Source organism: Chromobacterium sp. INPA-IVC (assembly GCF_059047085.1).
In genome coordinates this window covers 16,672-30,886 of sequence record NZ_JBTNLS010000002.1, presented here as the reverse complement: position 1 = coordinate 30,886, position 14,215 = coordinate 16,672, and the positions used below count along the sequence as shown (strand labels likewise).

Annotated in this window: 10 protein-coding genes and 2 pseudogenes; 8 read left to right on the top strand and 4 right to left on the bottom strand. The window is 59.3% G+C overall.

Annotated elements, in window-relative coordinates; translation table 11 throughout:
- Positions 1 to 16: 16 nt before the first annotated feature.
- Together ACX17K_RS03005 and ACX17K_RS03000 are read left to right on the top strand one after the other, a co-directional pair.
- Positions 17 to 454 (top strand): annotated as a pseudogene (locus tag ACX17K_RS03005) (contractile injection system protein, VgrG/Pvc8 family); the annotation flags it as partial.
- Positions 455 to 558: 104 nt separating this feature from the next.
- Complete coding sequence (locus ACX17K_RS03000) at positions 559 to 978, top strand: Xre family toxin-antitoxin system antitoxin (protein WP_493773631.1); 420 nt, start codon at positions 559 to 561, stop codon at positions 976 to 978.
- A 127-nt stretch (positions 979 to 1,105) separates the two neighbouring features.
- Here ACX17K_RS03000 and ACX17K_RS02995 read toward each other — a convergent pair whose 3' ends face one another.
- Positions 1,106 to 1,513: a hypothetical protein gene (locus ACX17K_RS02995; protein ID WP_493773630.1), complete on the bottom strand. Its 408-nt coding sequence runs from the start codon at positions 1,511 to 1,513 to the stop codon at positions 1,106 to 1,108.
- A gap of 294 nt (positions 1,514 to 1,807) precedes the next feature.
- On the opposite strand from ACX17K_RS02995, the gene ACX17K_RS02990 reads away from it, so the two are divergent.
- From ACX17K_RS02990 to ACX17K_RS02970, 5 genes and pseudogenes are all read left to right on the top strand, one after another.
- Positions 1,808 to 4,444: a type VI secretion system Vgr family protein gene (locus ACX17K_RS02990; RefSeq protein WP_493773629.1), complete on the top strand. Its 2,637-nt coding sequence runs from the start codon at positions 1,808 to 1,810 to the stop codon at positions 4,442 to 4,444.
- On the top strand, positions 4,445 to 5,257 hold the full coding sequence (locus ACX17K_RS02985; RefSeq protein ID WP_493773628.1) for a DUF4123 domain-containing protein: 813 nt from the start codon (positions 4,445 to 4,447) through the stop codon (positions 5,255 to 5,257).
- 46 nt (positions 5,258 to 5,303) lie between these two features.
- Positions 5,304 to 5,915, top strand: coding sequence for a hypothetical protein (locus ACX17K_RS02980; RefSeq protein WP_493773627.1), 612 nt, complete (start codon positions 5,304 to 5,306; stop codon positions 5,913 to 5,915).
- Between the two features lie 45 nt (positions 5,916 to 5,960).
- Positions 5,961 to 7,907, top strand: coding sequence for a hypothetical protein (locus ACX17K_RS02975; RefSeq protein WP_493773626.1), 1,947 nt, complete (start codon positions 5,961 to 5,963; stop codon positions 7,905 to 7,907).
- Between the two features lie 307 nt (positions 7,908 to 8,214).
- Positions 8,215 to 8,319: pseudogene (locus ACX17K_RS02970) on the top strand (IS481 family transposase); the annotation flags it as partial.
- 204 nt (positions 8,320 to 8,523) lie between these two features.
- On the opposite strand, the gene ACX17K_RS02965 reads toward ACX17K_RS02970, so the two are convergent.
- Together ACX17K_RS02965 and ACX17K_RS02960 are read right to left on the bottom strand one after the other, a co-directional pair.
- Complete coding sequence (locus tag ACX17K_RS02965) at positions 8,524 to 10,230, bottom strand: amidase (RefSeq protein ID WP_493773625.1); 1,707 nt, start codon at positions 10,228 to 10,230, stop codon at positions 8,524 to 8,526.
- Positions 10,231 to 10,559: 329 nt separating this feature from the next.
- Positions 10,560 to 11,555, bottom strand: coding sequence for a LysR family transcriptional regulator (locus tag ACX17K_RS02960; protein WP_493773624.1), 996 nt, complete (start codon positions 11,553 to 11,555; stop codon positions 10,560 to 10,562).
- Positions 11,556 to 11,691: 136 nt separating this feature from the next.
- On the opposite strand from ACX17K_RS02960, the gene aguA reads away from it, so the two are divergent.
- The gene (aguA, locus tag ACX17K_RS02955; protein WP_493773623.1) at positions 11,692 to 12,852 is read left to right on the top strand and encodes an agmatine deiminase; all 1,161 of its coding nucleotides are present in this window, start codon (positions 11,692 to 11,694) and stop codon (positions 12,850 to 12,852) included.
- 290 nt (positions 12,853 to 13,142) lie between these two features.
- Here aguA and ACX17K_RS02950 read toward each other — a convergent pair whose 3' ends face one another.
- Positions 13,143 to 14,105 carry an amidohydrolase family protein gene (locus ACX17K_RS02950; RefSeq protein WP_493773622.1) on the bottom strand — a complete coding sequence of 321 codons (963 nt, stop codon included), beginning with the start codon at positions 14,103 to 14,105 and terminating at the stop codon, positions 13,143 to 13,145.
- Positions 14,106 to 14,215 lie beyond the last annotated feature (110 nt).

The window sequence follows — 14,215 nt, the reverse complement described above, 5'->3', positions numbered from 1 at the left end:
TTTGTTTGGGGTGCCGATGGATCTGAATGCACTGTTGGCCAGCTTTGCTTCCGCCTTTGGCCAAGAACACCGAGTCTTGACGCTGCAGCTTGGAACAGGGCAAGTTTCCGCTGAGCAATTGTTGCCACTCAGCATGGACGGCGAGGAAGGCGTGTCCCAGCCTTACCGCTACACGCTGACCTGCCTGTCGCCGGATGGGGGAATTGAGCTCAAGACCCTGCTCAGCCAGCCCGCTCGGATCGGTATTGCCGATGCAGATGGCGACGAAGTTATCCGCTGCGGCGTGGTCAGCCAGGCCAGACAGACGGGATCGGATGGCGGCTTTGCCAAGTACGAGCTGGCCATAGAGCCACCCTTCGCCCTACTGCGCCATCGCCGAACTTCCCGTGTATCCCAAGACCTGTCCGTCCCGGACATCATTAAGCAGATTATTGAAGAGCATCAGGAGGCCAATCATAAGGCAGGAATGCCTACAGGAGCCGGGGCAGTCCACGCTTGAAACGGAGCTGTCCGCTCTTGCCAGGACACCTCAAAAAACGGACTCAGAAGGAGACGGACATGGAATACCCCTCGACAGGCGTAGCGGCAATCACAGCGTGGCTGACCCTCCCCACCAACACCCAAATAGAGATGATCCGCCAAGGACTACCCGCTACAGCCATTCAGACCGTCAGTGAAGAGTTTGGCATCCCCATCGAACATCTATGCCTGGTGCTCGGTCTATCGCCACGGCTAGCCTCGCACCGAATCAGCCGGCAGCGCCTACTAGACTCGCCGGCCAGCGAAAAACTGCTTCGCATCATGAGGATTGCCCGCGTAGCTGAAGGCATTCTGGGAAACAAGAAACTGTCGGGAACCTGGCTCCAGCAACACAACATCACGCTGAACGCATCCCCGCTCTCCCTGATGGATACGGAATTAGGAGGCGGACTGGCTCAACGAGTGCTCGTGTCCATCGAGCATGGCTTGCCGGTCTAAGGCAGCCAAGTAGGGCACCGCCGTCGCTCTGGAAATGGGTCAGGCATGGCGACATGCGGACGCGGCTTCTGCTTGGCCTGCCAAAGCTCCCAGGCAGTCTGCATGCCGAGCCAAAGTTCAAATTACATTACAGATCATCTATCTTCACATTGATGGGTGCCTCCCCATCATTCAGACGTTTTTTGGCAATCTTGAGCAGCTCCGAGTCCTCGTTGCCTGCATTCTTCAGCAACAACGTTCCGTCACCTTGATCTTCAAAAGATAGGGTATCGCCCTCGACCCAGCCTGCAGAAGCCAGCAGTTCGTTGGGAATTGGCAGTAGCGCATCGCCACTGCCATCTCCTGTATCCAATAGCGGAACCGTCCAGCTGGTTTGGGGCAGGTTTTCCCAATTAGAAATCGCGGCATCAAGCAGGCATGCTGCTAGCTCATCCACCGACTGTTGTTGGGCTGCGGCCATTTTGGCGAGCCGCTGTTCGAGTTGACGACTCGTGAGCAGCGTTAGCCAAGTTTCAGAATTCGGATCATCGATCATGATGCGCTCCAATCGCATGCTGTAAACCACTCGGCGGTTGACCAGTGCAGCCGGCCGAGGCGTCCTGGTTATGATATATCCGGGCCGGTTGGCCAAGTTGAGGATTGCTGGCAAGGTGCTCTGCCGCCTGCCATGCCGGGCCACAGTCATCGCTAGACCTGTACTTTAGTCTAGGTCTGTCAACCTTTTTGGCACTCGTTGGTTGTTGACACCCGCTTAACATCATAAAATTCTTATCCTCTTTTAGTTCAATGACATGCCCTCGCCATGAGGGTATTTTTATTTGGGAATCGGATGGATTTGAACGCACTGCTGGCCAGCTTCGCCTCCGCCTTTGGCCAAGATAGACGGGTGCTGACGCTGCAGCTGGGCACTGGGCAGATCGCTGCTGAGCAATTATTGCCGTTGAGCTTGCAGGCCGAAGAGGGGCTGTCCCAACCGTACCGCTATACACTGACCTGCCTGTCGTCGGATACCCATATCGAACTGAAGTCGCTGCTAGGCCAGCCGGCGCGCATCGGCATCGAGGATGCCTCGGGCGGCGAGTCCATCCGCTGCGGCGTGGTGAGCGAGGCCAGGCTGGCCGGCGCCGATGGCGGCTTCGCCAAGTACGAGCTGACCATCGAGCCGCCGTTCGCGCTGTTGCGCCACCGTCGCACTTCGCGCGTGTTCCAGGACCTGACGGTGCCGGACATCATCCAGCAGATCCTCTCCGAACATCAGCAGAGCAACCCGGCCTTCGCCCGCGTGCAGACGCTGTCCATCCAGGTACAGCCGGCCCAGCCGCGCAGCTATTGCCTGCAATACCGCGAAAGCGATTACGAATTCATCGTCCGCCTGATGCACGAGGAGGGCTACGCCTGGCGTTTCCTGCATCAAGACGACGATGGCCCACAGGTACAGCTGGCGGTGTTTGACGACCCGCACAGCCTGCCGGCCACTCCCTTGAGCCGGGTGCGTTTCCACCGCAGCGATGCCACTGAAGACGAAGACGGCCTGACCGAATGGCTGGCCACGCGCCAGATCGTGCCCAGCAGCGTGGCGCTGGCCAGTTACGACTACAAGCCCGTCTCCACCCAGCACAGCGAAGACGGCAGCCGCATCGAACAAGGCCAGGCTGGCCAGTCGCTGCAGAGCAGCCTGACCCACTATGACGCGCCGGGCCTGTATTACGCCGGCGACCATGAACAGCTGGGCCGCTACGCCCAGCTGCGCCAGCAGGCGCATGATCAGCAGGCCAAGTCCTTCAGCGCCAGCGGCACCGTGCGCGGCCTGCAGCCGGGCGAATGGTTCCGTCTGGACGACCATCCGGTGCATGAGGCCGACAGTCCGCAAAACCGCGAATTCGTGGTCACCGGCCAACGTTTCCAGGCGCGCAACAACCTGCCCAAGGATTTGGCCCAGCACGTCGGCGCGCAGACCGACGCCGCGCCGTTCACCACCGCCATCCAGACCCAGCGCCGCGGCATTCCACTGACCCCGGCCTATGCCGGCACGCCGCTGGCCAAACCCAAATCGCGCGGCGTGCAGACCGCCACCGTGGTCGGCCCGGCCGAACCGACTGACCAGGTCGCCGACGAGATCTACACCGACGCCCAAGGCCGCATCAAGGTGCAATTCCACTGGCAACGGCCAGAAGAACACACAACCTTCGGCGCCAACCTCGACGACAAATCCAGCTGCTGGCTGCGCGTCGCCATGCCCAGCGCCGGCGCCGATTTCGGCCACCAGTTCATCCCGCGCATCGGCCAGGAAGTGCTGGTCAGCTTCATCGAAGGCGACATCGACCGCCCGCTGGTGACCGGCGTGTTCTACAACGGCAGCCACCCGACGCCGGACTTCAGCGGCGCAGGCAGCCTGCCCGCCAACAAGACGCTGTCCGGCATCAAATCGAAAGAACACCAGGGCGGCGGCTACAACGAACTGCTGTTCGACGACACGCCGGGCGAAGTGCGCGCCAAACTCAGCTCCGAATCCGGCAAGACCCAGCTGAACCAAGGCTTCCTGACCCACCCGCGCAGCAACGGCAAAGCCAAGCCGCGCGGCGAAGGCTTCGAGCTGCGCACCGACCAGCACGGCGCCATCCGCGCCGCGCACGGCCTCTTGTTGTCCACCGAAGCCCAGAACGGTGCCGGCGGCAAACAGCTGGCGCGCGAGCATGCGCAAAGCCAGTTGCAATCGGCCGTCGCGCTGAGCCAGGCCCTCGCGGAAACTGCTACAGGCCAGCTCGCTGACACCATGGAAACCGGGCCGGATGAGATTGGCGACGACAACGCCAAGAGCGGCAAGAAGGACACCGGCCATCTCCAGCACCAGCTCGACGCGCTGGCCGCCTGGGAAGCCGGCAGCAATACCGACAAGGACGGCAAGACCGCCAAGGATCAACCAGGCCAACAGCCCCAGCTAATCCTGTCCGGCCCAGCCGGCATTGCCAGCGTGACCGAGCAAAGCCAAACTCTCAGCGCCGAGCAGAACCTCAACCTGGTAACCCAGCGTGATGCCAACCACACCACGGGCCGGCGCTGGATTCACAACGTGGGCAAGAGCATCAGCCTGTTCGTGGCCGGCGTGAAGGACAAGATCGGCATGAAGTTGATCGCGGCCAAGGGCAAAGTACAGGTTCAGGCGCAGAGCGACGCGATGGAGATTACGGCCGATAAGGACGTCACTATCACCTCCTGCAAACAGCGGATCGAGATCAACGCGAAAAAGGAAATCCTGTTCACTGCCGGCGGCGCTTACTTCCGCATCGCGGGAGGCAATATCGAAGTACACGCGCCCGGCACCGTCAGCGTGAAAGGTGCCAGCCATGATCTGAGTGGGCCGGATAGCTTGGGTAAGCCGTTACCGGTGCTGCCGGGCGATTTCTGCCTGCCCTGTCTGTTGGAGGCCGCCAAGAAGACCAGTTTTATCGTGCCGCCGGGAGCGTAAATGATGGAATATCCATGGCGTAATGCAGCTTTGCCCACTCACGTTTTGCTCGATCCCACGGCAGACGATAAGCTCGCCCGCTGGTTGACGGCTTTCGCTGGCGAGAAACAGTGGTTGTTTGATGGCTTGGGTTTGCCGCGGGAAGCGTCGCCCGTCCTGCTGACTTTGGACGACCACATGGCTGCCGCTCGTTTACAGCCATTGCTGACCATGAGCCATCACGTGCCCGCAGTGGTGTGGCTGTGGGGCGCATTATCCGCCGAGCCGCTGGCGGCGCACTTGGCCGGCATGATCCAGCCGGAAACCAGCTTGGGCAAGATCGTGTTTCGCTATTACGATCCGCGCTTGCTGTCCCGATTGCCGGATATTTTGACGACCGAGCAATGGCAGCTGCTATGCGCGCCTGTGAGCAGTCTGGCTTGCATGGACGCGGAGCAACAGTGGTTTGAATGGAGCGTTCCAGCCGGCCAGACCGCCGCCGATGCCGCCTGGGAGCTGGATGATGCCCAATTGGATGCTTGCGCCAACTGGGGCTTGGCATGGCAAGTTTGGATGGGCATACCCTCTCCACAAGCGCGCAACGTCGATGTGATTTACCAGGCCTTGGGCCGCGCTCATGCCTTGGGACTGACCACCCAGGCGGATTTGCAGTGTTTTGCCGAGCTGGCGTGTGCCTTCCATCCCGAGTTTGACCAGGATGCGGAAGTGGCGCCACATCTTGCCGCTATCGCGCACGGCGTGGCGTTAGAAGAAGCTTTGCAGCAAGTGCCGGCGGCCGTGTGGAGCAGACTGGAACAGGCGTCTGCTGCCTGAACCACAATTTCTAAAACCGATCTAGGTCCCGATACCAGGCATTCGAATGAAAAATGACTCAATGACCCGATTCCGCGACATCCGGCCTTATCCAAAGCGTCCCAGCTGGCTGGCGAGGCTGAGTACACGAACGCAATGGATCATTGTCGGCTTACTGATGATTTTACTCGCTGGCGCATACTGGGCTTGGTACCAATATGGCCCGGATGAGCGAGTATTTTCGACGCGGGCCTATAACTACAATTCGCGGTCTATTGCGCAGTTTCGTGTCAATGGACAGTCAGGACTTAATGTTTCCGGGAAAGAAGGAAGTGAAATCGCCGGTGGCGGTGGGGGCATTGTGATCGGTAGCGTAATTGACGTAAACCGTCCTCTGCTTGTGGAGTGGCAGATGGAGTATTCCTCTGTTGCCGCTATGGATGCAGGTGAAGTGCCAAAGGCTTACAGAGCCGTTCTGCCTCCTCTGCGTCAGCATCCTGGGGTGCCTGATAATGCGACTCGGTTGGTGCTTCATTTTTATCCTGACCATGTCGAGGCTGATTTTGACCAAATGGGTGAAATCAAGAATCGACAGTATGTTGGCCCTCCCGATGCGCCGGCAAGAGCTCCGCGTGGAGATGGCGGCAAAGCCCAACCAATAGAACCCTTCATGAGGTGATGCATGTCGCGCTTGCCAAATATAAAAGTGCCGGGAGCAGAGCGCATGCAGCAGATCCTATCAGCAGCTGCTTGCGATAAAAAAAGCTCAGATAGAGCATGTAGCCTTCCCCTGTCTATTGGGGTGTTTTTCGATGTGGTTGGAAAGAACTGGAAAACTGATCCTGTTGCAGAGTGGACAAATATCGGATTGCTTACACAAGCTTTCCCTGAAAAACCCTCTGCAAAGTTTGCTCGTATTTATGTGCCGGGTCTTGCGGCAAAGTTCGAGAGTGACAATGGCAGCTATTTCAAAGCAGTAGGCAAGTCTGCGGCGGCAGAGAAGGCTGGCGCCCTCCAGGATGACTGGAAAAAGAAAATGCTGCAGGGTAAAGTGAAGGATATCTTTGCCGATTTAAAGCAAATTCCGAAAAAATTTAATAAAGGATTGCGCAATTTCGAACGCGGCTTGGCAAAAGCCAAAGGCAATCCCTTGCTGGGTGTGGCGCATGGCGGCTTGACCATGACGCGCGTGTTCAAGTCCGTGGTATGGAAACTGCCGCTCTCCGCGGCTACGGCCGTGCCCTATCTGCGCGACAGCAAGGCGCTGATGACCTACAACCTGGGTGTTGATGTCCGTGTGAGATATGCGGTACGTGAAGCACTCAGTGTAGTAGCCAAAAACGCGGCAGACATCAATGAACTGAATGTTTATGTTTACGGCGCGGAGCGTGGCGGTTCATTGGCGCGCATGTTCTTGAATGCCTTGCAAGAGGAGTGCAAGCAAACTTCGGCTGGGCTGATCCTGGATGGCATCGAAGGGGCTGGCAAGAAACCAATCAAGGTGAAGCTGCCATTTCTTGGCCTTTTCGATTGCATTTCCAGTCTGGCAGGTTCGGAAGAGACGCTTGGCACAATCAAGGAGATGGCTGGCCACTTGGTCCCCGTGCCCTTGCCCGAAAAGAGCATCGAAGGAGACAAGACACTCAGTGCGACGGTGGCCACTACCTATCACTTGGTGGCAGGGCATGAGTTGCGCAGCTATCAGCGTGTGGACTCGGTAGCGAAAGGGGGCGGCAAGGTACGCGAGCGGATTTTGCCGGGCAGCAGCGAAGATGTCACCGGTGACATCTGCGATGGCGATGCCAAGTCTCCCGACTTGGCGCGGGTAGCGCTTTGGCTGATGTATCAAGAGTCGATCGCACACAAAGTCCCCTTCTTGTCTATGGCGAAGCTGGAGCAGAACTATCCAGCTGTGTTTGGCCGTTATCGCTTGAGTAAAACGGTGCAGGTTAGCGGGAAAGTCATGTATGCCGACGAACTCGTGCTGGCTTACGAAAAGCAGTTGGGCGCAAAAGGCGATCTGCGGGGGGCATTGCAGGCCAATGTCTGTGCCTGGCTGCCCTGGTTGAAGGGGCAGAAGGCCAAACAACGCGATCCGAACGCCGGCAGAGATCCCAGAAAGCCAACCATTTTGAAGCCTGGCCAGGCACCGCCGGATATCAACGACATTTTGTCGCGCAGGGCTACGCCGCTGGCTAAGGATTTGATTGCGATTCGCGCTGGTGAGAAACCGGATGCAAAACTTTGGAAGGCCTGGGAGCATGGGCCGGCGCCAACGCCGGAGCAAGCAGCTCTGTTTGCCCAGTTCATGCACGATCCTTACGACATTGATATCGACCGGCAGTTCTGGTTGTTTATGCCGGGAAACAGCGGCTTCTACTATTTCAGATGGCGCGAAGTGGATGCCGATAATGCGGAACCGCTGGTCGATGAAGATGAGAAACAGCGGCAGGCCTTCAACAAACAGCTGAGGCAGGATCATCAGCGGGTTCGGGCAGAGGTATTGGCGCGGCAGAAAGAAGAGCTGACCACGCTGAACCAGCATTTTGCAAAACAACGCCAGGTGTTGTTGCAGCAAAGGCAATCCACTGAAGGATTGGATATGGCCTACCAGGCGGCACTGAAGGCTAAGACTAGTGTCTTTAACAAAGAGCTGGCCAATCTGCCTTAGAGCGGCTAATAAAACCCCTGATGCTGGGTTGTGTCGACTTGCCGTACTGTTTGTACTGTCTGCATCGGCGCGCCTTGCCTCAGCCGTAAAACTGGGTTTTGTTAGCCACTCTTAGCATGTCATCCGATTGTGCAGACCCTGCCATGGCCTCGAAGATCGGAGGCCATTTTTCATTTCAGGCAGGCATTCCGTTAGCCATTCATAGAAGCAATTCTGGAAATTGTTGCAAAAATGCAAGGCCCTGAGGGGGCATCACTATGCACTAGCCGTACTGAGGGAGGCAACTACCGAGTTTTTCTCGGTAGTTGCTTTGCAGCATCAAACGCCAATCCAGGCGATGAAGAATTGGCGAAAGCAAAGACCAGATTTGTTCAAAAAGCGCGTTAGCAATCGTCCTGGACTAGATACCTAGGTACAAACTGCAGTGATATGCATCACATGTGCACAATGTGCAAAAAAATGGGCACAACAAAATCTAAAATGACTAGGCTGAGTGCCAAATTGATATGGTTTTGTGCAAAAACATGGTTGCTGGCAAATGCAGGAATTTGCTTCCTGGTTTAAGTTGGCCGAAACGGCCAGCTTATGCTTCCCGTTTCGCGTTTCTAGCTACTGCTCATTGACCTAGCGGCGGTGTGCGCGGCGGGATCATGCGCTTGTTGCCGGTGGCTTCAAACGCGCCGGCGAAGCGCAGCAGCGCGTTGTCATCATAGGCGCGCCCGGCAAAAGTCAGCCCCACCGGCATGCCGATATCAGCCATCACCCCCATCGGTACGGTAACCGTCGGGACGCCAAGATGGCGGATGGCGAGGTTGCCATTGGCTACCCAGATGCCGTTGCTCCAGGCGATGTCGGCCGAGCGCGGATTGATGTCCGCATCAGCCGGGCCGATGTCGGCCACGGTGGGGAACAGCACCGCGTCCAGCTTCAGCGCATCCATCCAGTCTTCCAGATCCAGCTTGCGGGTCTTTTCCAGACCGCGCAGACCATCCGGCACGCTTTCAATCCGGTCGTAGGACTTGAGGCCCCGCTTGGCCATGTTGACGTACTCGTCCATGCCGGCGGCCAGGTCCCCTTCGCGGTTGGGCAAGGTGCCCGGGTCGTGCGGGAAGATCTTCGGGCCATCCGCGTCAGCCAGTTTGTTGAGCTTGGGGTCGCCGTTGGCGCGCAGGAACTCATCGAACGCCCAACCGGACAGCTCCCACAGCTCGTCATTGAGGAACTCCGGCGAGACGATGCCGCGGTTGAATACGGTGGGCGCGCCGGGACGATCGCCTTCGCAGTTGGAAACCAGCGGAAAATCCACTTCGATGACTTCTGCGCCGGCGGCTTCCAGCGCCTGACGCGCGGCCTCCCAGAGATCGATCACCGACGCGCGGGTAGCGATGCGCTGTCCGGTCGGGCCGCCGATGCCAGGCGTCTCGCTGGTGCCGGCCAGTTCGTCCTTGTTGATGTACATGCGCGGTATGCCAAAGCGCTTGCCCTTGAGCATGTCGGGCTGGGCCAGCAGGCCGGAATAGGAATCCGGCCGGACTTCCGAGGCTTTGGGAATCGCCACCCAGGGCTGCAGGCGCCATAGGTCGCCGCGGCTGATCGGGTCGTCTGCGACGATGACGTCGAGCACTTCGAGCAAGTCCGCCATGGTGCGGGCGTAGGGCACGACAACGTCCATGGTCGGCGTCAATGGCCAGTTGCCGCGCACCGAGATCACCCCGCGAGACGGCGTATAGGCGCACAGGCCATTGTTCGAGGCCGGGCCGCGGCCACTCGACCAGGTCTCCTCAGCCATGCCGAAGGCGGCGAAGCTGGCGGCCGTAGCGGTGCCGGCGCCATTGGAAGAGCCGGAGGCGAACGGCGCCGTCAGGTAGTCGGCGTTGTAGGGGCTTTCGGCGCGGCCGTAGCAGCCGCGCTGCATGCCGCCATTGGCCATGGGCGGCATATTGGTCTTGCCCAGGCAGATGGCGCCGGCTGCGCGCAGGCGCGCGATGGTGAAGGCATCGTGTTGGGCTACCAGATCCTTGAACGCCGGGCTGCCCGAAGCGGCGGTCAGCCCCTTCACCAGATAGCTGTCCTTGGCGGTGTAAGGGATGCCGTCCAGCGGGCTCAGCGTTTCGCCGCGGGCGCGACGGGCATCGGATGCCTCGGCTTCCTGGATCGCATCCGGATTGCGCACCACCACCGCATTGAGCCTGGTCTCCGTCGCGGGGCCATCGTAGGCCTCTATCCGCGCCAGATAGGCCTTGACCAGTTCAACCGCTGTCGTACGCCCGGATTCGAGCGCCGCGCGCAGCTCGGCAATGGATAGCTCGGTAACCTCGATCATGCTACTACCTCCACTAAGAAGACGGATTTCACGCCCATCGCGGCGACTGTTTCCTGCAGGCGCAGGCGGATCGGCGCGCTCAGAACCTGTTCAAAGTCTGCTGCGCTTCGTGAAGCGTCGCACGGTGAGTACAAGCTCAAAATGCTCATGCACCACTTGTACATTCCGCTTTTCCGCTCGTTTTCGCCTTGTCTCGCTCTTGCTCGCGAGACTTTGAACAAGTTCTCAGGCGCCGCACGGTAGCCGGCGCACGCATGGGTTGTTCTGCAATATGGCGGCTAATCTACAAGAGATAACGTTATGCGGGAAAATGATTCATTTTGATGCGCTCATTCATGCGGCGAATACCGGGGCAGCATCATGCCGTGCGCCGCATCATCGGACTCGATGAGCTTGCGCATCAAGTCGCGCAGCCAGTGCAGCGCGGGATTACTATCCTGTACTGGGTGCCAGATGCAGTTAAGGTGATAGCCTGGCAGCTCTTCCGGCAACGCCACCGTCTTCAACGGCCAGTAGCCCGCGATCATCGCCGCGACTTTCTTGGGCAGGATAAACAAATGATCGGTGTTGCTGACGATGGCGGCTGCAGCCATATAGCTTTGGCTGTGCACCGAAATCTTGCGCTGCAAGCCACGCTCGGCAAGAAAATCATCCATTGGCGACCCCAGATTGCCCAGCGGCGCGTGGAAGACATGCGGCAAGGCGATCAGATCCGACAGTGTCAGCCTATCGCTTTGGAGAGGGTGGTCATGGCGCAAGATGCCGATCAGCGGCTCGTTCAGCCAGGTTTCCCGGCACAGATAGCTGGGAATGGACATGTATTCGTCAAAACCCAGCAGGAAGTCGATTTCACCGTCGGCAAGCGCCAGTTCCGGAATGTCTTCCCGCAGGATGGTGATGTCGATATGAACGTTGGGCGCTTCCTCCGCCAGTTTTTTCACCAGAGGCGGAATCAGCACGCACTCTACATAATCGGTGGTGCATAGGGTGAAGCGGCGTGCCGATGTTGCCGGGTCAAAGGCCTCCGGCTGGCTGAAATGGCTTTGCAGCAGGCTGAGCGCCTGATGGACGCCCTGTTGCAGATAGAGCGCTTTTTGCGTCGGCAGCATGCCATGAGGCGAGCGCACCAGCAGCGGGTCGTCGAAGAATTTCCGCAAGCGATTGAGCGAGTGGCTCATCGCAGGCTGGCTGACAAACAGTTTCTCTGCCGCCCGCGTGACGCTGCGCAGGCTGACCAAGGCATCCAACGCCAACAGCAGGTTCAGATCCAGTTGATGCAGTTTCACATCATTCACCGTATTTATGAAAGTATTCGTATTGTTCATTTGCTGAATAGTTTGGCTCTCCCTAGACTGCGTCTGTCAATCACTTCCTCGTGCATGGCAGAAAAAACGGGTCATCACGGCCCGCTGGCCTGGAGCCACTGCGACTGGCCGAGCCAACCCAGCCAGTCCTCTGCACATGCACGATGTTTTGAATACTTCTGATGGCATCAATCAAGTCATGGTGATCAAAATGCACAGCAAAACGCTCAACAGCCTACCTGCCGTCGACGGCTTTCATATGCCTGCCGAGTGGGCCCCGCAGCAGGCGGTATGGATGATTTGGCCGCAGCGTCCGGATAACTGGCGTCATGCCGGCCGCGAAGCGCAGCAGACCTTCGCCGCCATCGCCAAGGCCATTGCGGCGGCCACCCCGGTCTTCATGGCGGTGCCGCAAGCATGCATGGCCGAGGCCCGCGCGGTGATGCCATCCGAAGTGACGCTGGTGGAAATGAATAGCGATGACTGCTGGATGCGCGACAGCGGCCCGACCGTGGTCATCGACAAGACAGGTAATGCGCGCGGCGTGGACTGGCAGTTCAATGCTTGGGGCGGCCTCAATGGCGGGCTGTACCATCCTTGGGATCAGGATAGTGAAGTCGCGAGCCAGGTGCTGGCGCAGCATGGCTTTGATCGCTATGCCGCCCCGCTGGTGCTGGAGGGCGGCTCGATTCATGTCGACGGCGAAGGCACACTGATGACCACCGCTGAGTGCCTGCTCAATGCCAACCGCAACCCGCACTTGTCCCAGGCCCAGATTGAAGCCTTGTTGTCCGAATATCTGGACGTGAGCCACTTCATCTGGCTGCCGGAAGGCGTGTTCATGGATGAAACCGACGGCCACATCGACAATATGTGCTGCTTTGCCCGCCCGGGTGAGGTGGTGCTGCACTGGGTCGACGATGAGCAGGATCCGCAGTATCCGCGTTCGCAGGCCGCCTACGAAGTGCTGTCCAAAGTGCGCGACGCCAAGGGCCGCCCGCTCAAGATCCACAAGATGCTGGCCCCGGGCCCCTTGTTCTATGAGCAGGAGGAAACGGCTGGCGTGGTGGCTAGCGGGCAGGCCGTGCCGCGCGAGGTTGGCGAGCGCATGGCCGCTTCTTATGTCAATTTCCTGATCAGCAACGGACAGATTATTTTCCCGCTGCTGGATGAGCGCACCGATGCCGCGGCAGCCAGCCGATTGCAGGAGATCTTCCCCGAGTACCGAATTGTCGGCGTCCCGGCACGCGAGGTGCTGCTTGGCGGCGGCAATATCCACTGCATCACCCAGCAGATTCCGGCGGGCAAGGCTAGCTGAGGCGCTATCGTAAACGGCGGGTGAATGCCCGCCGTTTCTGTCTGTGATGAACCAAGCGGGTGCAGAATCTTGTGCGCGGCCAGCTTATGGTTCCGGTCACAGGAAGCGCTGTCGACATGTTGACCAGGCCGCGCAGAAGCTGGCAGCGTGGCCTGCGCATGCTTTCCGTTTGGCATTTCTTGCCGCTCTTCATTCCAAAGACATCTCCCGTTTCTCCCCCATCACCTTCTAGAAGCATGGCCCAGCAAGGCTTTTCTTGTTAGAAACGCTGTCCTGGGCCGTGCCCGGTTTCATGCGGCTAAACCACCGACTTTGGCCAGCCGCGGGAACAAGGGCAGCGCGTTGCGGTGGTTGATCGCGGCATGCTCCGCGGGGGACAGTTCAGCGCATGCGTCCAGCTGGGCGGTGAATGACGCTCCAACCGATGCCGGCGCGTAGGGATAATCGCTGCCGTACAGGATGCGGCCGATGCCGGCGAAGGCGGTCAGGCTGGGAAGGGCTACCCGAGCGGAGGATAGCGCGGTGTCGAAATAGAAGCGCTGGAACAGGCGCAGCAATTCCGCTGTCGCCGGAACATCATGGCGCACGCCCGGGGCCAGCTCGGCGAAGCGATGGGACGCGTACGGCAGAAAGCCGCCGGCATGGGACAAGATCACGTTCACGTCCGGGTGGCGGGCCAGCGTGCCGTTCAGCACCATTTGCACTGCGGTGCGGGTGGTGTCGAATGGGTAGTCCACCAGCGGGCCCGGCATGCCGGCGATCGCGTCGATGCCGGGTTTGCCCGGGTGGATGAACACAGTGGCGCGGCGGCGGTTCAGTTCGGCCCACACCGGTTCGAATGCCGGATCGCCCAGGTATCGGCCGCCGTAGTTGCTCAGCAGCACCACGCCGTCGGCTTTCAATGCGTCAAAGGCAAATTCGATCTCCCGCAGCGAGCCTTCGATGTCCGGCAGCGGCACGGTGGCGAAATTGCCGAAGCGGTCCGGACGGTGTTCCACCAGGCCGGCGGTGTATTCATTGACGCGGCGGGCCAGGTCCCGCTTGGACTGGCCGGACCAGCCCTGCACGCCGGGGGCGGTCAGCGACAGCATGCCGGTGGCGATGCCCTGGCTGTCCATGAAGGCGATGGCGCTTTGCGGACTCCACTCTGGGCTTTTCCAGCCGGAAGGGTCGCCGCCGTGAGCGGGCAGGGCGTCAGCCCAGAACGGGGGGACGACATGCTGATGGACATCGATGCGTTGAGTAGCGGTCATGGTGTGGCCCCTGATTCATGGCGCCGCGGCGCGGCGTCTGATGCTCAGAGTAGGCGCGCTTGAAAAATCACTCCAATAGATTAAATTTCAAGATTGATCATTTTTAGTGA